Annotated in this window: 22 protein-coding genes and 1 other RNA gene; 16 read left to right on the plus strand and 7 right to left on the minus strand. The window is 69.0% G+C overall.

Features of this window, described 5'->3' with window-relative positions; all coding sequences use genetic code 11:
- Positions 1 to 18 precede the first annotated feature (18 nt).
- Complete coding sequence (locus tag AC2YG9_RS00090; RefSeq protein ID WP_487295886.1) at positions 19 to 918, minus strand: hypothetical protein; 900 nt, start codon at positions 916 to 918, stop codon at positions 19 to 21.
- 92 nt (positions 919 to 1,010) lie between these two features.
- Between AC2YG9_RS00090 and AC2YG9_RS00095 the strand changes: the two genes are divergently transcribed.
- From AC2YG9_RS00095 to AC2YG9_RS00110, 4 genes are all read left to right on the plus strand, one after another.
- Positions 1,011 to 1,625, plus strand: a complete 615-nt coding sequence (locus tag AC2YG9_RS00095; RefSeq protein ID WP_487295887.1) for a TetR/AcrR family transcriptional regulator C-terminal domain-containing protein — start codon at positions 1,011 to 1,013, stop codon at positions 1,623 to 1,625.
- Entirely contained in the window at positions 1,625 to 2,569 is a 945-nt protein-coding gene (locus AC2YG9_RS00100) for a fatty acid desaturase family protein (protein WP_487295888.1), read from the plus strand. Before AC2YG9_RS00095 ends, AC2YG9_RS00100 begins: the two co-directional genes overlap by 1 nt.
- A 58-nt stretch (positions 2,570 to 2,627) precedes the next feature.
- Positions 2,628 to 3,686, plus strand: a complete 1,059-nt coding sequence (rsgA, locus tag AC2YG9_RS00105; protein ID WP_487295889.1) for a ribosome small subunit-dependent GTPase A — start codon at positions 2,628 to 2,630, stop codon at positions 3,684 to 3,686.
- A gap of 81 nt (positions 3,687 to 3,767) precedes the next feature.
- Entirely contained in the window at positions 3,768 to 4,079 is a 312-nt protein-coding gene (locus AC2YG9_RS00110; protein WP_487295890.1) for a hypothetical protein, read from the plus strand.
- 325 nt (positions 4,080 to 4,404) lie between these two features.
- Here AC2YG9_RS00110 and AC2YG9_RS00115 read toward each other — a convergent pair whose 3' ends face one another.
- A complete protein-coding gene (locus AC2YG9_RS00115; RefSeq protein ID WP_487295891.1) occupies positions 4,405 to 4,905 on the minus strand; it encodes a CinA family protein in 501 nt (166 codons plus the stop codon).
- 65 nt (positions 4,906 to 4,970) lie between these two features.
- Between AC2YG9_RS00115 and AC2YG9_RS00120 the strand changes: the two genes are divergently transcribed.
- Complete coding sequence (locus AC2YG9_RS00120) at positions 4,971 to 5,300, plus strand: hypothetical protein (RefSeq protein WP_487295892.1); 330 nt, start codon at positions 4,971 to 4,973, stop codon at positions 5,298 to 5,300.
- Between the two features lie 4 nt (positions 5,301 to 5,304).
- Here the strand turns inward: AC2YG9_RS00120 and AC2YG9_RS00125 are convergent, their stop codons facing one another.
- Positions 5,305 to 6,396, minus strand: coding sequence for an Mrp/NBP35 family ATP-binding protein (locus AC2YG9_RS00125; protein ID WP_487295893.1), 1,092 nt, complete (start codon positions 6,394 to 6,396; stop codon positions 5,305 to 5,307).
- A gap of 103 nt (positions 6,397 to 6,499) precedes the next feature.
- On the opposite strand from AC2YG9_RS00125, the gene hflK reads away from it, so the two are divergent.
- The gene (hflK, locus tag AC2YG9_RS00130; protein WP_487295894.1) at positions 6,500 to 7,654 is read left to right on the plus strand and encodes an FtsH protease activity modulator HflK; all 1,155 of its coding nucleotides are present in this window, start codon (positions 6,500 to 6,502) and stop codon (positions 7,652 to 7,654) included.
- Entirely contained in the window at positions 7,651 to 8,514 is an 864-nt protein-coding gene (gene hflC / locus AC2YG9_RS00135) for a protease modulator HflC (RefSeq protein ID WP_487295895.1), read from the plus strand. The genes hflK and hflC overlap by 4 nt, the downstream gene beginning before the upstream one ends.
- A gap of 225 nt (positions 8,515 to 8,739) precedes the next feature.
- Here hflC and serB read toward each other — a convergent pair whose 3' ends face one another.
- Entirely contained in the window at positions 8,740 to 9,615 is an 876-nt protein-coding gene (serB, locus tag AC2YG9_RS00140) for a phosphoserine phosphatase SerB (protein WP_487295896.1), read from the minus strand.
- Between serB and miaA the strand changes: the two genes are divergently transcribed.
- On the plus strand, positions 9,614 to 10,549 hold the full coding sequence (miaA, locus tag AC2YG9_RS00145; RefSeq protein WP_487295897.1) for a tRNA (adenosine(37)-N6)-dimethylallyltransferase MiaA: 936 nt from the start codon (positions 9,614 to 9,616) through the stop codon (positions 10,547 to 10,549). The two genes, serB and miaA, sit on opposite strands and share 2 nt — an antisense overlap.
- On the opposite strand, the gene AC2YG9_RS00150 is transcribed toward miaA, so the two are convergent.
- Positions 10,509 to 11,006, minus strand: a complete 498-nt coding sequence (locus AC2YG9_RS00150; protein WP_487295898.1) for a hypothetical protein — start codon at positions 11,004 to 11,006, stop codon at positions 10,509 to 10,511. The two genes, miaA and AC2YG9_RS00150, sit on opposite strands and share 41 nt — an antisense overlap.
- Positions 11,007 to 11,324: 318 nt before the next feature.
- Here AC2YG9_RS00150 and AC2YG9_RS00155 point away from each other — a divergent pair, with 318 nt between their 5' ends.
- Together AC2YG9_RS00155 and ilvN are read left to right on the plus strand one after the other, a co-directional pair.
- A complete protein-coding gene (locus tag AC2YG9_RS00155) occupies positions 11,325 to 13,145 on the plus strand; it encodes an acetolactate synthase 3 large subunit (RefSeq protein ID WP_487295899.1) in 1,821 nt (606 codons plus the stop codon).
- Positions 13,145 to 13,696: an acetolactate synthase small subunit gene (gene ilvN, locus AC2YG9_RS00160; RefSeq protein WP_487295900.1), complete on the plus strand. Its 552-nt coding sequence runs from the start codon at positions 13,145 to 13,147 to the stop codon at positions 13,694 to 13,696. Before AC2YG9_RS00155 ends, ilvN begins: the two co-directional genes overlap by 1 nt.
- 14 nt (positions 13,697 to 13,710) lie before the next feature.
- Here ilvN and AC2YG9_RS00165 read toward each other — a convergent pair whose 3' ends face one another.
- On the minus strand, positions 13,711 to 15,078 hold the full coding sequence (locus tag AC2YG9_RS00165) for an aminotransferase-like domain-containing protein (RefSeq protein ID WP_487295901.1): 1,368 nt from the start codon (positions 15,076 to 15,078) through the stop codon (positions 13,711 to 13,713).
- A gap of 83 nt (positions 15,079 to 15,161) precedes the next feature.
- Here AC2YG9_RS00165 and AC2YG9_RS00170 point away from each other — a divergent pair, with 83 nt between their 5' ends.
- Together AC2YG9_RS00170 and AC2YG9_RS00175 are read left to right on the plus strand one after the other, a co-directional pair.
- The gene (locus tag AC2YG9_RS00170; protein WP_487295902.1) at positions 15,162 to 15,527 is read left to right on the plus strand and encodes a GFA family protein; all 366 of its coding nucleotides are present in this window, start codon (positions 15,162 to 15,164) and stop codon (positions 15,525 to 15,527) included.
- Complete coding sequence (locus tag AC2YG9_RS00175) at positions 15,524 to 16,327, plus strand: PhzF family phenazine biosynthesis protein (protein WP_487295903.1); 804 nt, start codon at positions 15,524 to 15,526, stop codon at positions 16,325 to 16,327. Before AC2YG9_RS00170 ends, AC2YG9_RS00175 begins: the two co-directional genes overlap by 4 nt.
- Positions 16,328 to 16,377: 50 nt before the next feature.
- On the opposite strand, the gene AC2YG9_RS00180 is transcribed toward AC2YG9_RS00175, so the two are convergent.
- Positions 16,378 to 17,046: an aquaporin gene (locus tag AC2YG9_RS00180; protein WP_487295904.1), complete on the minus strand. Its 669-nt coding sequence runs from the start codon at positions 17,044 to 17,046 to the stop codon at positions 16,378 to 16,380.
- 147 nt (positions 17,047 to 17,193) lie between these two features.
- Here AC2YG9_RS00180 and ssrA point away from each other — a divergent pair.
- From ssrA to pyk, 4 genes are all read left to right on the plus strand, one after another.
- Positions 17,194 to 17,556, plus strand: a transfer-messenger RNA (tmRNA) gene (ssrA, locus tag AC2YG9_RS00185).
- 152 nt (positions 17,557 to 17,708) lie between these two features.
- On the plus strand, positions 17,709 to 18,770 hold the full coding sequence (locus AC2YG9_RS00190; RefSeq protein WP_487295905.1) for a lysozyme inhibitor LprI family protein: 1,062 nt from the start codon (positions 17,709 to 17,711) through the stop codon (positions 18,768 to 18,770).
- Entirely contained in the window at positions 18,767 to 19,519 is a 753-nt protein-coding gene (locus AC2YG9_RS00195) for a class I SAM-dependent methyltransferase (protein WP_487295906.1), read from the plus strand. Before AC2YG9_RS00190 ends, AC2YG9_RS00195 begins: the two co-directional genes overlap by 4 nt.
- A 167-nt stretch (positions 19,520 to 19,686) precedes the next feature.
- Positions 19,687 to 21,153 carry a pyruvate kinase gene (pyk, locus tag AC2YG9_RS00200; protein ID WP_487295907.1) on the plus strand — a complete coding sequence of 489 codons (1,467 nt, stop codon included), beginning with the start codon at positions 19,687 to 19,689 and terminating at the stop codon, positions 21,151 to 21,153.
- The last annotated feature ends 23 nt before the right edge of the window (positions 21,154 to 21,176 follow it).

Consider the following 21,176-nt stretch of genomic DNA (forward strand, 5'->3'; position numbering starts at 1 on the left):
AGTTTTGCGGCGGCGTGGTCAGCCTCCGCAGGATGCCGGGTTGTCCCGGCGAAGAACGCACAGGATCCGCGCGCCGCGGTCCTGGCCGTAGACCTGGGTGACCTGGCCTTCGAACCAGGTCCACTTGGCGCGGGTGTCGTCGGCGGCGACCTTCATGGCCAGGGCATGGGTCCCGCCCCTGCCGCGCGGCGCGCTGTCGGTGTCCTTGTTGAGGGTGGCGTGCCTGACCCGGCCCTTGCAGTAGAGGGCCTCCGGGAAGCCGTCGTAGCAGCCGCTGATCAGGCCGGCCGGAAAGGCGTCGCGCGACTGCGGCGCCAGCCATGGCGACGGCGCGGCGTTGGCGAGGCCAGGCGGCGCATCCACGCCAACCTTGCCGCCGCGCGGGTCGACCCAGTTGCTGTGCGAGTAGAAGTCCTGGCTGGCATGCCACGCCATGCCGAGCTCTTCCAGAACCCGGCACTTGGCGCTGCCGCCGGAGCCCTTGAACTTGCAGCCGAGCGCCGTCTGCCTGGCGTCCAGCCGCCCGGCCGGAGCCAGGGCGCCGGCGGCCAGCACCGCCGCGTCCAGGTGGGCGAAGATGTATTGCCGACAGCCCTCCAGGGTCGCCTGCGCCTTGGCCTGCGCCTGCGGATAGCCTGGGAGGTCCAGCCAGTCGCCGCTGTCGCAATGGGCGGCGGTGGAGCTCATCAGGCCCCGGTCGGGCCGGTCGGGCGCGCCGACTCCGCCGAACGTGCCCTTCCGGCCGGCGATTTCGTCGAGGGTCCTGGGCTCCATGCCCGAGCCGGCCAGGCCTGCCCGGGTGATCCGCTCATGCTCGGCGTTCTGGCCCAGGCTGCGGATGGTGCCAAAGCCGCTGGCGGCGCCGGCCATGGCCAGCGCCGCTAAAACCGTCGCGCCCAGAACAAGTCCGCGCCGCATGGTCGACCCTCCCCAGGGAAGACCAGCGTGCGACGAACATTGGAGTCTGTCCAGCGATTGACGCGCCTTCTTGTACGACATACAAACAACCCATGGCGAAGGTCCAGACCTTGAGCGAGGTGCGCGCCGTCCGGGAGCCCGGCAAGCGGATGCGATCGCGCCTGCTCGACGCAGCCGTCGAGCTGTTCAAGTCGCGCGGCGCGGCCGGTGTCGCCGTCGCCGAGATCGCCGCCGCCGCCGGCGCCTACCCCAGCCAGGTCACCTACTATTTCCGCACCAAGGAGGCCCTGTTCGTCGAGGCCGCCTGCCGCGAGGTGCTCTACGTCGCCGCCCAGGCCGAGGCCGCCGCCTCGACCGCGCCGACGGGCAGCGACTACAACCGCCGCCTGGTCGAGACCGTGCTCGGCGCCCCGGGTCTGGCCCTGTTCGTCGAGGCCCTGTCCCTGACCCGGCGCCGCCAGGACCTCAGCCCGCTTGTGGAACGCACCTTCGAGCGCCTGCACGCCGAGGGCGACCGCGCCTACGCCGATGTCCGCCGCCGCCGCGGCTGGACCGGGGCGGAAGACCCCGCCGTCACCGCTCGCCGCTTCTGGACCCTGGCCTTAGGGGTAGCCCTGCGCGAGGGGGCCACCGAAGCCACCGTGTCGGAGGCCGTCGAAGACATGCTCGCCCTGCTCCGCCTGACCCCTACCCGAGGAGACGCCTGATGGCCGCCGCCGCCCGTGTCGCCGCAAAGACCTATTTCACCCCCGAGGAATGGGCCCCGCTGTCGGAGAAGTCGGCCTGGAAGGGTCCGGCCCTGATCGCCCACGCCTGGCTGGTCATCTTCGCCGCCGCAGCCATGGCCTTCGTCTGGCCGATCACCATCCCGCTGGCCGTGATGATCATCGGCGCGCGCCAGCTGGGCCTGGCCATCCTGATGCACGACGCCGCCCACGGCGCCCTGCACCCCGACCTCAAGATCAACGACTTCCTGGGTGACTACCTGACCCCGGGCGGCCTGGTCGCCTACCGCACCTATCACCTGGGCCATCACAAGTTCGCCCAGCAGAGCGAGGACCCCGACCTGGTCCTCTCCGCCCCCTTCCCGATCACCCGCAACTCGTTGTGGCGCAAGGTGGTCCGCGATCTGACCGGCCAGACCTACTACAAGCAGCGCTGGGCCGGGCTGGTGAAGACCCTGCGCGAGCGCACGCCCGACCAGCCGCTGTGGCCGATCCTGAAAAAGGCCGTCGTGGTCCGCAAACGCTTCTTCCTCGGCATGATCATCACCGTCGCTGTCACCGCCCCGTTCGGCTTCTGGTGGGCCTGGCCGGTGCTGTGGCTGTTGCCGCAGGCCACCTGGCTGCCGCTCGTCACCCGCCTGCGCAACATCGCCGAGCATGCCTGTATCGCCAAGGACGAGCCCGACCCGCTGCGCCACGCCCGCACGACGAAGGCCAACCTCATCGAGCGCGCCCTGCTGGCCCCCTACTATGTGAACTATCACTGCGAGCATCACATGTTCATGCATGTGCCCTGCTACAACCTGCCCCGCACCCATCGCCTCCTGAAGGCCAAGGGGGTGCTGCCGGACATGCTGACCGCGCCCGGCTACTGGGATGTTTTCAAGCTGGCATCGAGCAAACCGGCAAAGCTGGCAGTGGCCTAGGGCCGCGCACCGCCCTAGAAGTCAGGTCCCGGCGAACCGCCGCCCTGGAAGGCCTGACTTGATCACGCAATTTGGATGGTCCGATCTGCTGGCGGCGGCGTTCGCGCCGCACGCCCGCGCCGGCCATCTGCCGGGCCGGATCGTGGTCCAGCAGCGCAACGGCTATCTGGTCGCCACCGACAAGGGCGAGCTGCGGGCCAAGCCGGCGGGCCGGCTGATGCACGAGGTCGGCGAGGTCGGCCAGCCGGCCGTCGGCGACTGGGTGGCGCTGTCGATGAACCCCGGCGAGCGGACCGCCACCCTCCACGCCATCCTGCCCCGGCGCACCGCCTTCGTCCGCCGCGCCGCCGACAGCCTGGCCACGGTGCAGACGATCGCCAGCAATATCGATGTCGCCTTCGTCGTCGCCTCGCTGAACGCAGACCTCAACCCGCGCCGGATCGAGCGCTATCTCGCCGCCGCCTGGCAGAGCGGGGCCCGGCCCGTGCTGGCCCTGACCAAGGCCGACCTCTGCGAAGACGCGGACGCCCGGGTGGCCCAGATCGCCGCCCTCGCCGCCGACTGTCCGGTCATTCCGGTCGCGGCCAAGCAGGGCCTTGGCCTCGACGCCCTGCTGGCCCAGGTGGCGCCGGGCGAGACCTGCGTTCTGATCGGCTCCTCCGGGGCCGGCAAATCGACCTTGGTCAACGCCTTCCTCGGTGAAGACCGGATGGCCACCGCCGCCATCCGCCAGGGCGACGACAAGGGCCGCCACACCACCAGCCACCGCGAACTGGTCCTGCTGCCCGGCGGCGGGCTGATCATCGACACCCCCGGAATGCGCGAGGTCGGGCTGATCGGCGAGGACGACGGCGTTTCGGCGGTGTTCGACGACGTCGAAGCCCTGGTCGCCCAATGCCGGTTCAGCGACTGCGGGCACGGGCGCGAACCCGGCTGTGCGGTGCGCGAGGCGCTCGACAGCGGGGCGCTCGATGCCGACCGCTGGACCAGTTTCCAGAAGCTCGGCCTCGAACTGGCGGCGACGGCGGAAAAGGCCGAGCGCGCCGCCAAGGACGCCGCCCGCCGCGTCCACAAGACCTACCGCGCCAACAAGAAGGCCGATCGCGACTCCGACTGAGCGATCAAGTTTTTTCAGAATGTTGGCCGCGTCGGCGGGGGAACAGGCTAGGTGGGGGGATTCCCATTCCCGGAGACGACCATGCCCGCCTTCACCATCGTCACCACCAGTGCGACCCAAGGCAGCGATGCGGCGGAGGTCAGCACCCTGACCGACCAGTTCGGCGATCAGAGCGAGGCGCTGGGTTATTCGCGCCGCATGGCCGAGGAGATGGTCGGCTACGCCCATCAGCTGTCCCTTGATTTCGACTATAGCAACGTCGGCCTCTACGACGGCGATCTGCTCGACGAGGAACTGACGCCGGCCCACCCGGCCTTCATCGGCGTCTGGGTGCTGGACGACGAGGGCGCGGCCTTCGTGCCGGCCGACGAATTCAACGAAGGCGACGCCTGAGGACGACCGGCGGGCCGCTATCGAAGCGGCCGACCATTATACCGCCGCGCGCTCGACCCACAAAAAAGCCGGCGCGCGTTTGATGGACGCGGAAACGCGGCCAAACCCCATGGCCCGTTGGCTTTGGCGTAGGTTCAGGCGCTGAGGATGTAGTCCTGGCGTAGGTGGCTACGTTGATACAGGCGCGGGGAATGTTGGTGGAAACTGCACCACGGCTGCCAACAGCCTTTTGAGCGACTGCCAAAAGAGCCGATTCGGGCCATGAATATGTCTAGACATATTCGATAATAGATTGATTTTACGGATCTTTCGGACGGTCGAAAAGCTAGCGGGGCGCGGTTTCCAGGACCTCAACGAACAGTTTCAGGGTCGCTTCTGCGAACGCCCACATGTTGGCGACGCGGTCAGCCGACCCGGTGCGCAGGGTGCGCACGACGCTGACCGCGCCGACCACCGCCATGCAGGTATGGCCGGCCGGATCGCCGTAGGGATTGCCGTCCGGTCCCGCCGCGCCGGTCTCCGACAGGCCCCAGCTGATATGGCCGTGGCGGTTGCGGATCTCGGTGGCCAGCAGCAGGGCATAGGGTTCGGAGCTGGAGCGGATGCCGTCGGCTCGCATCTTTTCGATGTCGATGCCGGCCAGGCCCCGGATCGAGCGGGCCGAGTAGGTGATGGCCCCGCCGGCGAAATAGGCCGAGGCGCCGGGAACGGCCAGCAGGCTGGCGGAGATCAGACCGCCGGCCGAGGTCTCGCCGACGGCGACCTTCTCGCCCCGTTCCTTGAGCAGGGTCCCGGCGCGGGTCCCGAGGGCGAGGATATCGTGCATGTCGTCTCCGCGAAAAGCGTGGGCCCGCTGTATCTTGTGCGGCCCCGACGGGCTATCGCCTTGGCATGGCAAAAGGCAAGCAACCCGTCGAGTTCGAGATCACCGTCGACGGCGACCCCTACCTGTGGCGTTTGCAGCGCCAGCCGCAATGGTCCACCGACACGAACGAGTATCGCGGCATGGCCCTCGCCGTCCGCCACGCCGAAGGCCAGCGCGAGGCGGTGGTGGAATTCCCGGCGGGTCGGCAGCCCCGCTACGGCGCCCCGCTACTCAAGCCCGCGATGATCAAGCCGGAGCTGGTCGTCAACGCCATCCGCTCCGCCGTCGGCGCCGGCTGGGAGCCGCTGTCGCGCGGCAAGACGGTGACCATCGTGGTGGACGAGACGGGGGCCTGAGAGCCTACAAAAGCGCCCGCGCCGCCGCTTCGAAGCCCTTGGCGGCCAGGCTCTCGCCGCCCACGGCGGTCAGCGGGCGGCCCTCGTCGCCGGCTTCGCGCAGGCCGATCTCGATGGGGATTTCGGCCAGCACCGGAACGCCCAGCGCGGCCGCCTCGGCCGTGGCGCCGCCGGTTCCGAAGATCGGGATGCGGGCGCCGTCCGGGCCTTCGAACCAGGCCATGTTCTCGATCACGCCGAGGATCGGCGTCCCGGTCTTGGCGAACATGGCCGCCGCCCGGCGCGCATCGATCAGGGCGATCTCCTGAGGCGTCGACACCAGCACCACGCCATCGACGGCCAGCTTCTGGACCAGGGTCAGGTGGATGTCGCCGGTGCCGGGCGGCAGGTCGACGATCAGCAGGTCGAGCGGCGTGCCCTCGGTGCCCCAGCGCACGTCCTGGACCATCTGGCGCACGGCCGAGCTGGCCATCGGGCCGCGCCAGATCATGGGGCTGCCCTCGGCGACCATGAAGCCGATGCTCATCAGCTTGACGCCATGAGCGATGAGCGGCTCGAGCTTGCCGTCGACGAAGGCCGGCTCCTCGTCGATACCCATCATCTTCGGGGCCGAGGGGCCGTAGACGTCGGCGTCGAGCAGGCCGACATTCAGCCCCAGCTTGGCGAAGGCGCAGGCCAGGTTGACCGAGACGGTGGACTTGCCGACCCCGCCCTTGCCGCTGGCCACGGCGATGACCCGCTTAACATGGGCCGGCTTCTCGGCCTCGGCGGCCTTGGGTTCGGACTTGGGATCGGGGCTCAGCCGAGCCGTCTTGCGCTGGCGGGTCACCCCGGCGCCGGCCTCGGCGGTCAGCACCACCTGGGCCTTCTCGACGCCGGGCATGCCCTTGAGGACCGTCTCGGCCTGCTCACGGATGTAGCCGTAGCGGGCGGCGTCGGCGGCCGGCACTTCCAGCATGAAACCGGCCGTTCCCTCGCGGATCACCAGCCCCTGCACCAGCCCCGCCGCCACCAGGCCGCGCCCCGATCGGGGATCGACCACCTTGTCGAGGGCCGCCAGCACGGCGTCACGGTCGATTGTGGGGACGGAAGTCATACCGGTTCAGCTTGCGTTGAGGGCTTGGGCGTCTCATATCCGGCTCTATGCCCGGGTTTGCAACCGGGCTCATTTATTCAGCCGACGGAAGCCCGCCGACTCCATGCCCTGGAATGACAACGCCAACCCCGGACCCTGGGGTTCGCCGCCGCCGGAAGGCGACAAGGACAAGCCGGGCGCCCCGGCCCCCGCCCCCGACCGCGAAGAACCGCGCCGGCCCCAGCCGCCGCCCCGCCGTCCGCAACAGCCGTCCGCCGAGGGCGTCGACCTCAACGAGCTGATCGAGCGCTGGAGCGCCCGTCTGCGCGGGATGTTCGCCGGCGGCGGTGGCGGCTCGCCCGGCGAGAGCGGCGAGGACATGATCCGCAAGTACGCCCCGATCGCGGGGGGTCTGCTGGTCCTGGTCTATGCCCTCGCCGGCGTCATCGTCGTCGGGGCCAAGGAGCAGGCGGTGGTCACCACCTTCGGCGCCTATACCCTCACGCTCAAGCCGGGTGTGGGCTTCCACTTCCCGCTGGTTCAGGGCTACCGCAAGGTCGACGTCACCACCATCAACGAGACCCTCGTCGGCGGCGCCAAGGCCGGCACGATGGAAGACGAGAGCCTGATGCTGACCGGCGACGAGGCCATCGTCGACATGTCGTTCGCGGTGAACTGGCGGATCGCCGACGCGCCCAAGGCGCTGTTCAACGTCACCGACGTCGCCCAGACGGTGAAGGACGTCGCCGAGAGCGCCATGCGCGAGGTCGTCGGCCGCAACCAGCTCGACCCCGTCATGACCACCGACCGCGGCCGCATCCAGCTGGAAGCCGCCGCCCTGATGCAGCGCATCCTCGACACCTACGACGCCGGGGTGGTGATCGACTCCGTGCAGATCCGCGCCGCCGAACCGCCCAAACCCGTCGTCGCCGCCTTCCAGGACGTCGCCGCCGCCGGCCAGGACTACCAGGCCAAGGTCAACAAGGCCGAGGGGGACGCCTCGAAAATCAAGCAGGAGGCCCTCGGCTACAAGGCCCAGGTCGTCAACGAGGCGATCGGTGAAGCCAACCGCTTCGACCAGGTCTACGTCCAGTACCGACTGGCCCCCGGCGTGACCCGCCAGCGGCTCTACATCGAGACGATGGAACGGGTCCTGTCCAAGTCCAACAAGGTGATCATCGACGGCAAGGGCGTCACCGCGCCCATCGTCCTGTCGCCCGACGTGTTCAAACCCAAGGTGAGCGTCCAGGCGCCGCGCAGCGCGGGAGCCGCCCAATGACCGGCCGCAATCGACTCTATGTCCTCGCCGTTCTGGTCGGCGGCCTGCTGCTGCTGGCCAGCCAGACCTTCTATGTCATCAGGCAAACCGAACAGGCCGTCATCGTCCAGGTCGGCAAGGTGGTGCGGGTGGTCAACGCGCCGGGCCGCGGCGATGGGCCCGGCCTGAAGATGAAGTACCCCTTCACCGAAAGCGTCATCATCTTCGACAAGCGCAACCAGACGCTGGAGACGACCAAGGAAGAGATCCTGACCGGCAACAAGGGCCGACTGATGGTCGATGCCTTCCTGCGCTACCGGATCAAGAACCCCTACCTGTTCTACACCGCCATGGGTGACGCCGCGAGCAGCAACGCCCGGCTGGAACAGCGCCTCAACGCCGCCCTGCGCCAGGCGCTGGGTACGGCAGATTCCGAGGACATCATCTCGACCCGCCGGGCCGAACTGATGGGGACGATCCGCAACAACCTGGCCCGTCAGGCCATCTCCTCGCGTCTCGGCATCGAGGTCATCGATGTGCGCATCAAGCGCGCCGACCTGCCGACGGCGAACCAGGAAGCCGTCTACGCCCGGATGAAGACCGCCCGCCAGCAGCAGTCGGTCCGGATCCGCGCCGAGGGCGACCAGAAGGCGCTGGAGATCGTCGGCACCGCCACCGGCGAGGCCGAACGCATCCGAGGCGAGGCCGACGCCGAACGGGCCCGCCTGTTCGCCGAAAGCTTCGGCAAGGACCCGGCCTTCGCCGGCTTCTATCGCTCGATGCGGGCCTATGAGACCAGCCTCGGCCAGGGCGACGCCACCCTGGTGCTGTCGCCCGATAGCGAGTTCTTCCGCTACTTCGGACGCGGCGGCGGGGAGTAAAGGCTAGTAGGTTCGCCTCTGGGCTCCCTTCTCCCCTTGCGGGAGAAGGTGGCGCGAAGCGCCGGATGAGGGGTCGCTAGGCCTCAAAGCTGCGCAGAGGGGGTCAGTCCTGGCCGTTTCCGAGGCCGGTGAGCCCCCTCATCCGACCCCTTCGGGGCCACCTTCTCCCGCGAGGGGAGAAGGGAGATCTGAGGCGGGTGACCTGTCCTTCGAACCGACCGCCGTTCAGTCCGTGACGAACTGGTCCGCCGTGTAGCCCTGGAAGTAGAGCAGCGCCGTCAGATCAGCGTAGTCGACCCGGGCGTGGGCCTGGGCGGCCACCACCGGCTTGGCGCGGTAGGCGACGCCGAGCCCGGCGGCCTCGATCATGGCCAGGTCATTGGCCCCGTCGCCGACGGCCAGGGTATCGGTCAGGGCAATGCCCAACCGCGCCGCCTCGTTGGTGAGCGAAGCGAGCTTGGCCTCCCGTCCAAGGATCGGCTCGCCAACCTGACCCGTCAGGCCCACCCCATCCTCGATCAGGGTGTTGGCCCGGTCCTCATGGAAGCCGGCGGCCGCCGCCACGCGGCGGGTGAAGAAGGTGAAGCCGCCCGAGACCAGCAGGCAGCGCGCGCCGTTCACGGCCATGGTGCGGACCAGGGTCCTGGCCCCGGGATTGAGGCGGACACGCTCGTCGTAGCACTGCTGCAGGGCGCCAAGGTTCAGCCCCCTCAGCATGGCGACCCGCTCGCGCAGGGCGCCCTCGAAGGCCAGCTCGCCGCGCATGGCCCGCTCGGTGATCTCGGACACCGCCGCCTTGACCCCGGCGAAGTCGGCCAGTTCGTCGAGGCACTCACAGCCGATGATGGTCGAGTCCATGTCGGCGATCAGCAGGCGCTTGCGTCGGCCCTCCAGGGGCTGGATGCAGGCGTCGACCGGCAGGTCGCCAAGGACGGCGTCCAGCAGGCCCCGGGTCAAGGTCTCCTGGCCGGCGGCGGTCAGATCGGCGGCTCCGGGGCCGAGACTGCGGGCTTCGCCGGCCCCGGTCTGGGAACGAACACGTTCGATCGCGGCCGAGACGGCTTGCGGATCGGGGCTGACAAGGGTGATGGATAGCGTCATGGAGCCCCGCATCTGGCTGATCGCCGGACCCACCGCAAGCGGCAAGTCCGCCCTGGCCCTGCGCCTGGCCCGGGAAACCGGGGCTGAGATCGTCAATGCCGACGCCCTGCAGCTCTATGCCGACCTGACCGCCCTCTCCGCGAGACCGACGCCGGATGAGGAAGCCCAGGCCCCGCACCACCTGTTCGGCGTCGCCGACGGGGCCGACGGCTGGAGCGTCGGGCGCTGGCTGCGCGCCGCCGAACCGCTGCTGGCGGACATCAACGGCCGGGGCAAGCCCGCCATCGTGGTCGGCGGCACCGGCCTCTACTTCAAGGCCCTGACCGAGGGCCTGGCCGACATCCCCGCCGTGCCCGCCGATGTGCGCAAGTCCGTCGAGACGCTGTACGATGCCGAAGGTGAAGCGGTGGCCCGGACACGGTTGGCCGTCGCCGATCCGGCGGCGGCGGCGAGGATCGCGCCCGGCGACCGCCAACGGCTGACCCGGGCCCTTGGCGTGCTGCAGGCCACCGGCCGGCCGCTGAGCGCCTGGCAGGCCGACACCCATCCGATCCTGGCCGAGGGCAGCTGGCGCTCCCTGGCGCTCGAGCCGCCGCGTGACGCCCTCTATGACCGCTGCGACGCCCGCCTGGCCGGCATGGTTGAGGCCGGCGCCCTGGCCGAGGTGGCGGCGCTGACCGCCCGGCGCCTCGACGCCAGCCTGCCGGTCATGAAGGCCGTCGGGGTGCGGGAGTTCGCCGCCCACCTGGCCGGCGACATCACCCTGGAGCAGGCGCTGGAGGACGCGCGGCGGGAGACCCGCCGCTACGCCAAGCGCCAGCTGACCTGGCTGCGCAACCAGATGGCCAACTGGCCGCGCGCGGCCAGCCTAGATCCCGACGCCCAGTGGGCCGCTATTTCGTCGGCTTCGGCAGCCACAGGTCCTGAGTATTGACCAGGCCGTAGACCATCAGGTCGAGCACCCGCTTGACCACCTGCGGATTGACGGCGCGGTTTTCCATGGGAACGGCCAGGCGCAGCACCTTGTTGTCGTCGATATAGAATTGGGCAGGCTGGTTGCGGAAATTGCTTTCGAGCAGCCCCCGGAAGTTGTCGGTGTCCGCCACGTCCTTGAGACTGGTCTTGAACCACATGTAGTTGCCGCTTGCGCTCTGTTCCGCGACCACGCGGATGGTCAGGCCGCCATCCACGATCGTGAAGGTGAAGTAGTCACCGATCTCGTCCTTTTCGAGCTTCACGTCATGGCCCAGGCCTTTGACGATCTCGGCCAGCTTCACGACCGTCACCGACCCCTGTTGGGACGGCGCGTCGGCGGCTGCGGCGGCCGGCGCGAAGGGCGCCGCGGCCAGCGGGCTGAGGAGGAGGGCAAGGGCGAAGCGTTTGGCGTTCATGGGACCGATCCGTTGATGAGTGGACCCAAGCTTTGCCGTCTTCCGGCGACCTGTCGCCCTCCGTCTGGGGGGATGGGCGCATTTTGGAAGGAAATTGCGCCATCCGCCGCCTTGACCCCCATCCGGGCCCGTGGCATGAACGATTTCGTGGATTTGGAGCAAACTTCGTGCGCATCGTGAGCATCGTACTTACCTAGCGGCCCTGTCCGGCGTGTCCCCAGCACGCTGTTCAAGGTCGCATGCGCCGGGGCCCTCTTGGGGCCCCTTTTGTTTTCCCCCTCCTCCCTTCACTGGGCCGCTTCTCCCCGAGACAGACCGATGACCGACCAGAAAACCGCCCCCGCAACCGATGGCGCCATACAGCTGGACACCCTGACCGGCGCCGAGATGGTGATCCGCGCCCTGGTCGATCAGGGCGTCGAGGTGATGTTCGGATACCCGGGCGGGGCGGTGCTGCCGATCTATGACGCCCTGTTCCAGGACAACGAGCAGCATGGCGAGCGCCTGCGCCACATCCTGGTTCGCCATGAGCAGGGCGCGGCCCACGCCGCCGAGGGCTATGCCCGCTCGACCGGCAAGCCGGGCGTTGTCCTGGTCACCAGCGGTCCGGGGGCGACCAACGCCATCACCGGCATCGTCGACGCCCTGATGGACAGCATCCCGATGGTCGTGCTGACCGGCCAGGTCCCGACACACCTGATCGGCACCGACGCCTTCCAGGAGGCCGACACCGTCGGCATCACCCGCGCCTGCACCAAGCACAACTACCTGGTGAAGGACATCAAGGACCTGCCCCGCATCCTGCACGAGGCCTTCCACATCGCCACCAGCGGCCGGCCGGGCCCGGTGCTGATCGACCTGCCCAAGGACGTCCAGTTCTCGCGCGGTGTCTACCAGGGACCGGACGAGGTCACCTTCGGCCACGCCTATGCCCCGCGCACCAAGGGCGACAGCGCCCGCATCGCCGAGGCGGCCCGGCTGATCGCCCAGGCCAAGGCGCCGATCTTCTACACCGGCGGCGGCGTCATCAACGCCGGGCCGGAAGCGGCCAGGGCCTTGCGCGAGTTCGCGGCCATGACCGGGGCGCCGGTGACCAGCACCCTGATGGGCCTGGGCGCCTTCCCGGCGGCCGACCCGGCCTGGCTGGGCATGCTGGGCATGCATGGCACCTACGAGGCCAACCATGCCATGCACGACTGCGACGTGATGATCTGCGTCGGGGCCCGGTTCGATGACCGGGTGACGGGGCGGCTGGACGCCTTCTCGCCGAACTCCAAGAAGATCCACATCGATATCGACGCCAGCTCGATCAACAAGAACGTCCGCGTCGACATCGGCATCGTCGCCGATGCGGGGTCGGCGCTGACCGACCTGATCGCATCCTGGAAGGACCAGGGCCTCAGCGCCAATCGCCAGGCGCTGGACGAATGGTGGCGGCAGATCGAGACCTGGCGCGAGGTCCGCTGCCTGCGCTACGGCAAGAGCGAGGGGACGATCAAGCCGCAGCTGGCCATCGAGCGGCTGTACCAGCTGACCAAGGACAGGGACTCCTACATCACCACCGAGGTCGGCCAGCACCAGATGTGGGCCGCCCAGTTCTACCGCTTCCAGGAACCCAACCGCTGGATGACCTCCGGGGGCCTGGGCACCATGGGCTACGGCCTGCCCGCCGCGCTCGGCGTGCAGCTGGCTCACCCCGGCAGCCTGGTCATCGACATCGCCGGCGAGGCCAGTATCCAGATGTGCATCCAGGAGATGTCGACGGCGGTGCAGTACGACCTGCCGATCAAGATCTTCATCCTCAACAACGAATGGATGGGCATGGTCCGCCAGTGGCAGGAACTGCTGCACGGCCAGCGCTACAGCCACAGCTATTCGAGCAGCCTGCCCGACTTCGTGAAACTGGCCGAGGCCTACGGGGCCAAGGGCATCCGCTGTTCGGACCCCGCCGAACTGGACGCGAAGATCATCGAGATGATCGACTATCCCGGCCCGGTCATCTTCGACTGCCGCGTCGAGAAGGCCGAGAACTGCCTGCCGATGATCCCGTCGGGCAAGGCGCACAACGAGATGATCCTGCCCGAGGAACTGGACGATCTGGGCTCGGTGATCGACGACGCCGGGCGTAGGCTCGTCTGATGAGTCTTCCCGCCCAACCCGCCTCCGCCTACGACCTCGCCCATGAGACCGAGGCCGAGCAGCTCGCCACCTTCGCCCTGCTGGTCGACAACGAGGCCGGGGTCCTGCACCGCGTCGTCGGGCTGTTCGCGGCCCGGGGCTACAACATCGAAAGCCTGACGGTCGCCGAGACCGACCGGAAGGCCCACACCAGCCGCATCACCATTGTGACGCGTGGCGCCCACCATGTGCTGGAGCAGATCGAGGCCCAGCTGGAGAAGGTGGTCAGCGTCCGCCGCGTGCACGACGTCACCAAGGACCCCAACGGCGTCGAGCGCGAGCTGGCCCTGGTCAAGGTCAAGGGAACCCGGACCGAGCGGGTCGAGGCCCTGCGGGTCAGCGAAATCTTCCGCGCCCGGGTGGTCGACACCACCTCCGAGAGCTTCGTCTTCGAAATCACAGGCGCGCCGGGCAAGATCGACAGCTTCGTCGACCTGATGCGGCCGCTGGGTCTCGTCGAACTTTCCCGCACCGGCGTGCTCTCCATCGAGCGCGGTCCAGGAGCGATGTAGGGAGGGGCCGGTCGTCAGACCCGGGCGGTCTCGCCGTGCTCACGCCCGGCGACCGCCCCGGCGACGATCTTCAGGGCCGCTGCCAGCCGCCCACGATCCCGCACCGCCCCCAGGCAGAGCCGCAGGCCCCGCGTCGCGCCGGCCCCGACCAGCGGTGAGTCCGGCGGGGTCAGCTGCACCCCGGCCCGCAAGGCCCGGCCCGCCACCCGCTCGGCCTCAAGCTCATCCAGCGGCAGCCACAGATGCAGGCTGGCGCCGGCGCCCGGCCGTTCGACCACCGTCCCCAGAATGTCAAGCGCCAGAGCCAGGCGGGCGGCGGCCTCGGCGACATTGTCCCGGGCGATGGCCTGGGCCGTGCCGTCCTCGATCCATTGGCTGGCGATCATCCGGCTGAAGGTGTCGCCAGCCCCGAGCAGGCCTTCGACCGCCTGCAGCACCCGCTCCCGCCCCGGCTGGTCGGGCGCGACCACGACTCCGGCCCGCAGGCCCGGCGCGACCAGCTTGGACAGGCTGGCCACAAACCAGGTCCGCTCGGGCGCCAGGACGGCGATGGGTGCATGCCGCAGGGGGCCGGCGTAGAGCCCGTAGACGTCGTCCTCGATGATCGACAGGTCCAAGCGCCGGGCCGTCTGCGCGATGGCCTCGCGCCGCCCGGGGCTCATGGTGCGGGCCGTCGGGTTCTGCAGCGTCGGCAGAACGTAGACAGCCTTGGCGCCCGATGACCTGGCCGCTTCGGCCAGCGCTTCGGGGACCATGCCCTCGGCGTCGAGGGCCACGCCGACGAGGCGATAACCCGCCGCCTGGGCCAGGGGCTTGAGGCCCATGTAGGTGGCCTCCTCGCACAGCACCGCCTCGCCCGGCCGGCAGACGGCGCCGAGCGCCAGGGCCATGGCCTGCTGGGCGCCGCCGCAGAGAACCAGCTGCTCGGCGCCGACGTCCTCCAGCCCGCAGACCTCGGCGAGCCAGGCGGCCATGGCGGCGCGATGGGCGGGCTCGCCGGCCCGGGGGGCATAGGTCAGGGCGCGCATCAGGTCCGGCCGGCGCTGCAGTCCGGCCAGGGCCTGGCCGATACGGGCCTCGGCCGAACCCATTGACGGCAGATTGCGCGAGAGGTCGATCGGCCCCTCGACGGGCGCCGCGGCCCGCTCGGCGACGAACGAGCCCCGACCGACCCGGGCCGAAATCAACCCGCGCTGCTCGGCGGCCGCGTAGGCGCGGGTGACGGTGCCCAGCCCCAACCCGGCCGCATGGGCCAGATCCCGCTGCGGCGGCAGGCGCACGCCCGGCGACAGGGCCCCGGCGGCGATGTCGCCCGCCAGGGCGGCCAGCAACCGTTCGTGCAGCGGCTCGGGGCCGTCGGGAAGCTTCGGGGTCCAGGTCATCGTCTGCTCACATTGTACCGTGACAATACTATGATTGACTCTGGTTCAATTCCAAGGATTTTCGCGAATGAAGGAGACAATCCATGCCCCGCTACGCCGGCGCCTGTCACTGCGGCGACGTCCGCTTCGAGGTCGAGGCCGACCCCGTCGAGATGACGACCTGCGACTGCTCGCTGTGCGTCAAGCGCAACGCGCTGATGATCAAGGTCCCGCAAGAGGCGCTGCGCCTGCTGGCCGGCGGGGAGCAGCTGGAAACCTACGTCTGGAACACGGGCGTCGCCCGCCACCATTTCTGCCGGCGCTGCGGCGTCTACACCTTCCATCGCAAGCGGGCCGCGCCCGACAGCTTCGGGGTCAACGTCTTCTGCCTGGAGGATTTCGACCCGGCCCCCCTCCCCGTCCGGCGCACCGATGGCGCCGGCATGTCACTCCAGGAGCCCCAGCCATGAACCTCCCCCTCTATCAGGTCGACGCCTTCGCCGACGCGCCCTTCCAGGGCAATCCGGCCGCCGTGGTCCCGCTCGAGCGCTGGATCGAGCCGGCCCTGATGCAGGCCATCGCCGCCGAGAACAACCTGGCCGAAACCGCCTTCTTCGTCCCCGAGGGCGAGGGCTTCGGCCTGCGCTGGTTCACCCCGGCCGTGGAGGTGCCGCTCTGCGGCCACGCCACCCTGGCCAGCGCCCACGTCCTGTTCCGCTACCTGGGCTTCAGCGGCGAGAAGATCGTCTTCCAGACCCACAGCGGCCCGTTGACGGTCAGCCGGGCCGAGGACGGGCTGCTCGAAATGGACTTCCCGGCCCGCCGGGGCGTCGAGAGCACCGTGCCGCCGGGCCTGGCGGAAGCACTTGGCGTCCAGCCCCGCGCTGTCGTCGAGGGCCTGACCATGCTGGCAATTTTCGACGATCCGGACGCCATCGCGGCCATGACCCCGGACTTCGCGGCCCTGGCAAAGTTCTGCCGGCCGTTGGACAACATCGGGGTGGCGGTCACGGCCCGCTATCAAGGGTCGGAGCCCTGGGACTTCGTCTCACGCTTCTTCGCCCCGGCCAAGGGTATCGACGAGGACCCGGTTACCGGCGGCGCTCACTGCGCCCTGACCCCCTATTGGAGCGAGCGGCTGGGCAAGACCAGCCTGGTCGGCCGCCAGCTGTCACGGCGCGGCGGCACGGTGCTGTGCGAAGATCGCGGTGAGCGGGTCGGCCTCAAAGGGCGTTGCGCCGACTATCTGGTCGGCGAAATCACCGTCTGAGCCGGCGAAGGCGTCTCCCGGCTTTCTGGCCGGGAAACGCCCGCTCGCCGTCAGTCGCCAACCTTGAGCAGGTTGAAGCGGAACAGCAGGGCGCCCAGCGCCGCTCCAATGGCCGGCGCCACGATGAACAGCCATAGCTGGGCCAGCGCCTCGCCTCCGACCAGCACCGCCGGTCCGAAGCTGCGGGCCGGATTGACCGACACGCCGGTAACCTGGATTCCGACGATGTGGATCACCGCCAGGGTGATGCCGATGCCCAGCCCCGCGAACCCGGGGGCAGAGCCGGCCCCGGTCGAGCCGAGGATGACGATGACGAACAAGGCGGTCATCACCACCTCGAAAATCAGCGCCGCCTGCATCGAGTACTCGCCCAGATACCCAGGCCCCCAGCCATTGCGGCCCAGGCCGCTCTCGGCCCCGGTCTTGGCCAGAACCATCAGGATGGCGGCGCCGGCCACGGCGCCGAGAAACTGCGCCGCCCAGTAGAGCAGCATGTCCCTGGCGCTCATCCGTCCGGCCACGAAGGCGGCCAGGCTGACGGCCGGATTGACGTGGCAGCCCGAGATCGGCCCAATGCCATAGGCCATGGCGACGATGGCAAAACCAAAGGCCAGGGCGATGCCCAGCTGGCCGACGTTGTCGCCGCCCAGAACCGCGGCCCCGCAACCGAACAACACAAGGGTAAGCGTGCCGATGAACTCGGCGATGAACTTGCTCATGTGACGTCTCCCTATCTTCTTGTTTTCGCCCCGACTTGGGAGAGGCGTGGACGGGAGGCTGCGCTGCTTCGCGATATTGGCAAACCGCTATGTCGGACAGCCGACACGGGCGGCGGCGCGGCCCCAAACGCACAAGTGAGAGCGGCGGTTATTCCCTTCGAAGGGCGCTGCGCCTATATAGGACCTGTTCGGGCTTGCCCGGACTATGGAGATAAACGCGCACGTAATAAGCGGACTGGACCCGGGTGCGATTCCCGGCGGCTCCACCAATCTCTCCCGAGTTATCGCGGGAAGTGCGGGGCCGATCAGCATCGACAGACGTGTAAAGGTGATTGCTTTCTCTCGGCCTGACCCACCGTTTCGGGTTTTAAACTAACTGCGAACGATAACTTCGCTGAAGAGTTTGCTGTCGCCGCGTAATGCGGTGCCGGCGGATTCGCCTTAAAGCCCTGCGGGTTTAGCACCTTCAGGCGGGGCCCGGGGGGAGCCTGGCAACAGAATCCCCCCACCTTCACAGCCGGCCGACGAGGCTCCCCCCTTTCTTTCCTGGAAGAGTGCGGGAGCCTGGCAACAGAATCCCCCCACCTTCCCTTCGCTCCCCAATTTGAGACTCCCGTGGTCACCGGGCCTGCGCGATAGTCACTCCAGATCTGGAGGGTCCTATGCGTCCGTGGCTTCCGCTTGCGCTTGTCTGCCTGCTTCTCTGCACCGCAGCCGCCGCCGAGCCCGAGTACTGGGGCGACGCCGAGTTCCACAAGGAATACCCCGAGAGCGTCGCCACCTGCGCCAAATACCGCAAGGTCGAGCCCCCCGCCGCCGACCGTCCGACCGCCGCCCAGCTCGCCACCCTGAAGGACTGCGATTCCTCCGACGCCTACTACGGGATCACCGGACAGCCAGACCCGGTGAAGGCGCGCCATTGCGCCTATGCCGAGATGGCCCGGGGCGAGAACGACGGCCCTGCCGGCGCCGGCGTCCTGATGATGCTCTACGCCAACGGCCGGGGGGTGAAGGAGAACCTGCCCTTCGCCGCCCGCATGGTCTGCACGGTCGGCGGCGCGCCCTTCGAGGTCATGGGCCGCCTTTCGGCGCTTGAGGCCCAGATGAAGGGCGAGAAACCTGAAACCGACTTCGACTTCTGCGACGAGGTCACCAGCGGCTATGGCGCAAGCCAGTGCGCGGTGATCGGCTCGCGCATCCAGGACCACCGGCGCGCCGTCCGCTACGCCGAGCTGGGCAAGGCATGGACCCCGGCCCAGAAGGCTGCCTGGGCCAGGGTCATCGCCGCCGAAACCGCCTACGCCGATGCCATGACCTCCGGCGAGGTCGACCTCTCCGGCACCCTGCGCGGCGTCTTCGCCACCGAGGCCGAGGAAGAGATCAAGGTCGGCACGCTGGGCCTGCTCGAAGCCTTCGACGGCAAGAGCCTGGATCGCAGCAGCGCCGCCGACCTGCAGCGCAGTGACGCGGCCCTCAATGCCGCCTGGAAGAAGGTGACGGCCAACAGCTTCGAGGACTTCGGTACGGTCACCAGGGAAGGGGTCCGCGGAACCCAGCGGGCCTGGCTCAAGTACCGCGACGCCTGGGTTGCCTTCGCCAACCTCGCCTGGCCAGGCATGGGCGAGACGGCCGCCGACTACCTGACCAAGGAACGCACCAACGCCCTGCTCTGCCTGATCGGCGATGACGCCTGCATCGCCACCGACGAGGACGAGAGCCAATGACCCTCAAGGCCGTCGACTACGACGCCCATCAGCATCAGGTCTACGCAAAGGCCCGCGCCATCGCCCCGGACATGCTGGACCAATGGATGGACCAGTTCGAGGCGGTGCTGCCGGCCCGGCGGCCGCTGACCATCCTCGACCTCGGCTCGGGCACCGGCCGGTTCACCCCGGCCCTGGCCGAGCGGTTTGGCGGACCAGTGACGGGCGTCGAGCCCTCCGACGGCATGCGCGGCGCCGCGCCCTCCGCGGCGGGCGTGCGTTACCTGGCCGGCGGCGCCTCCGACATACCGCTGGCGGACGGCTCGGTCGACGCGGTGCTGATGTTCCTGTCCTTCCACCACTTCCCGGACAAAGCCCTGGCCGCCCGGGAGATCGCCCGGGTTCTGGCCCCCGGCGGCCGTGTGTTGCTGCGCGGCGTCTTCTCCGACCGACCGGTCGGCGAGTGGTATGTTCGCTTCTTCCCCAGGCTGGAAGAGATCGGGTGCCAGATGTTCCCGACCCTGGCCGCGACGACGCAGGTCTTCACCGCCGCCGGCCTCGGGCCGATCGACCTCATCGAGGTGGACGAGACCTATTCCGCCACCGCCGCCGAGGCGGTGGAGAAAATCCGCCTGAAGGGGATCTCGACCTTCGATCACCTGACGCAATCGGAACTGGACGACGGGTTCGCCGCCCTCGACAAGGCGCTCGAGGCCGGCGACCTGGTCATTCCGATGACCGGCCGCAGCGACCTGCTGGTCCTGGGCTGAAGCCCCTACACAGTCAGGTGACCGCCGCAGGCGTTGACCTTGGGGCCGTTACAGGCCAGTTCCGGACGCTCTGAAAGACGGGCGTCACAAAAGCCCGCCAGGTAAAAATCCGCGGGTTCGGCCGGAGTGGCGCGCAAGCCTCCAGCCCGCCCGTCTTGGGAGCGTGAATGCCCGGTCGTCACCACATCCTGCGCCGCCGCCGCGCCAAGGTCGTCGCTACGCTTGGACCCGCCTCCGCCTCGGCGGAAATGATCGAAACCCTGCACAAGGGCGGCGCCGATGTCTTCCGCCTGAACTTCAGCCACGGCGACCACGCCGCCCATGCCCAGAACCTGGCCTGGATCCGGGCGCTGGAGAAGAAGACCGGCCATCCGATCGGCGTGCTGGCCGATGTCCAGGGCCCCAAGCTCCGCGTCGGCCGGTTCAGCAACGGCCACGTCATCCTGCAGAAGGGCCAGACCTTCCGCCTCGACCTGTCGCCGACGCCGGGCGACACCCGCCGCGTTCAGCTGCCGCATCCCGAGATCATCGCCGCCGCCACGCCGGGGATGAATCTGCTGATCGACGACGGCAAGCTGAAGCTGCGCGTCGACCATGTGCGCGAGGATCATCTCGAAACCACGGTGACGGTTGCGGGCCGCCTCAGCGACCGCAAGGGCGTCAATGTGCCGGACGTCATGCTGCCGATCCCGGCGCTGACCAAGAAGGACCGCGAGGACCTGGCCTTCGCCCTGGAGGCCGGCGTCGACTTTGTCGGCCTGTCCTTTGTCCAGCGTCCCGAGGACGTCATCGAGGCCCGTGAGCTGGTCGCCGGCCGCGCCTGGATCCTGACCAAGCTGGAAAAGCCCCAGGCCCTGGTCAATCTCGATGAGATCATCGCCCTGTCCGACGCGGTCATGGTCGCCCGCGGCGACCTGGGCGTCGAGCTGCCTCCAGAGGAAGTGCCGCTGGCCCAGCGCCGCATCGTCCGCAAGGCCCGCGAACTGGGCAAGCCGGTGATCGTCGCCACCCAGATGATGGAGAGCATGATCAGCTCTCCCACCCCGACCCGGGCCGAGGCGTCCGATGTCGCCAACGCCCTGTTCGAGGGGGCCGACGCGGTCATGCTGTCGGCCGAGACCGCCGCTGGCCAGTACCCGCTGGAAGCCGTCGACATGATGGACCGCATCCTGATCCGCACAGAGCGCGACGAGGAATGGCGCCGGGTCATCGACGACCGGCCGCTGCCACCCGAAACCACCTCGGCCGGGGCTATCGCCACCGCCGCCCGCCAGGTGGCCGATGCCTCGGGGGCCAAGGTCATCGCCGCCTATAGCCATGGCGGCTCGACGGCTTTGCGCATCGCCCGCCAGCGGCCGACAGTTCCGATTCTCGGCCTTACCCCCGTGGTTGAAACGGCCCGCCGTCTGGCCCTGGTCTGGGGCGTCCACCCGGTGGTCATCGAGCCGCATGAGACGATGACAGCCGCCGTGTCCGGCGCCCTGGAGACGGCCCGCCGCGAAGGCTTCGCCACCTGGGGCGACGAGATCGTCGTCACCGCCGGCGTTCCGTTCAACACCCCGGGCACCACCAACGCCCTGCGCGTGGCCACCGTCTCGCGTGCGCCGCAGCCGAGCGCCGGAGACGAGAACTAAGATTCCAGGCTCGCGTTGTGAAC

This window comes from Caulobacter sp. SRI_014, from assembly GCF_057586315.1.

Coding starts and splice junctions, on each gene's coding strand:
- AC2YG9_RS00090 (WP_487295886.1), bottom strand. CDS start 918: ATGCGGCGCGGACTTGTTCTGGGCGCGACGGTTTTAGCGGCGCTGGCC.
- AC2YG9_RS00095 (WP_487295887.1), top strand. CDS start 1,011: ATGGCGAAGGTCCAGACCTTGAGCGAGGTGCGCGCCGTCCGGGAGCCC.
- AC2YG9_RS00100 (WP_487295888.1), top strand. CDS start 1,625: ATGGCCGCCGCCGCCCGTGTCGCCGCAAAGACCTATTTCACCCCCGAG.
- AC2YG9_RS00110 (WP_487295890.1), top strand. CDS start 3,768: ATGCCCGCCTTCACCATCGTCACCACCAGTGCGACCCAAGGCAGCGAT.
- AC2YG9_RS00115 (WP_487295891.1), bottom strand. CDS start 4,905: ATGCACGATATCCTCGCCCTCGGGACCCGCGCCGGGACCCTGCTCAAG.
- AC2YG9_RS00120 (WP_487295892.1), top strand. CDS start 4,971: ATGGCAAAAGGCAAGCAACCCGTCGAGTTCGAGATCACCGTCGACGGC.
- AC2YG9_RS00125 (WP_487295893.1), bottom strand. CDS start 6,396: ATGACTTCCGTCCCCACAATCGACCGTGACGCCGTGCTGGCGGCCCTC.
- hflK (WP_487295894.1), top strand. CDS start 6,500: ATGCCCTGGAATGACAACGCCAACCCCGGACCCTGGGGTTCGCCGCCG.
- hflC (WP_487295895.1), top strand. CDS start 7,651: ATGACCGGCCGCAATCGACTCTATGTCCTCGCCGTTCTGGTCGGCGGC.
- miaA (WP_487295897.1), top strand. CDS start 9,614: ATGGAGCCCCGCATCTGGCTGATCGCCGGACCCACCGCAAGCGGCAAG.
- serB (WP_487295896.1), bottom strand. CDS start 9,615: ATGACGCTATCCATCACCCTTGTCAGCCCCGATCCGCAAGCCGTCTCG.
- AC2YG9_RS00150 (WP_487295898.1), bottom strand. CDS start 11,006: ATGAACGCCAAACGCTTCGCCCTTGCCCTCCTCCTCAGCCCGCTGGCC.
- AC2YG9_RS00155 (WP_487295899.1), top strand. CDS start 11,325: ATGACCGACCAGAAAACCGCCCCCGCAACCGATGGCGCCATACAGCTG.
- ilvN (WP_487295900.1), top strand. CDS start 13,145: ATGAGTCTTCCCGCCCAACCCGCCTCCGCCTACGACCTCGCCCATGAG.
- AC2YG9_RS00165 (WP_487295901.1), bottom strand. CDS start 15,078: ATGACCTGGACCCCGAAGCTTCCCGACGGCCCCGAGCCGCTGCACGAA.
- AC2YG9_RS00170 (WP_487295902.1), top strand. CDS start 15,162: ATGCCCCGCTACGCCGGCGCCTGTCACTGCGGCGACGTCCGCTTCGAG.
- AC2YG9_RS00175 (WP_487295903.1), top strand. CDS start 15,524: ATGAACCTCCCCCTCTATCAGGTCGACGCCTTCGCCGACGCGCCCTTC.
- AC2YG9_RS00180 (WP_487295904.1), bottom strand. CDS start 17,046: ATGAGCAAGTTCATCGCCGAGTTCATCGGCACGCTTACCCTTGTGTTG.
- AC2YG9_RS00190 (WP_487295905.1), top strand. CDS start 17,709: ATGCGTCCGTGGCTTCCGCTTGCGCTTGTCTGCCTGCTTCTCTGCACC.
- AC2YG9_RS00195 (WP_487295906.1), top strand. CDS start 18,767: ATGACCCTCAAGGCCGTCGACTACGACGCCCATCAGCATCAGGTCTAC.
- pyk (WP_487295907.1), top strand. CDS start 19,687: ATGCCCGGTCGTCACCACATCCTGCGCCGCCGCCGCGCCAAGGTCGTC.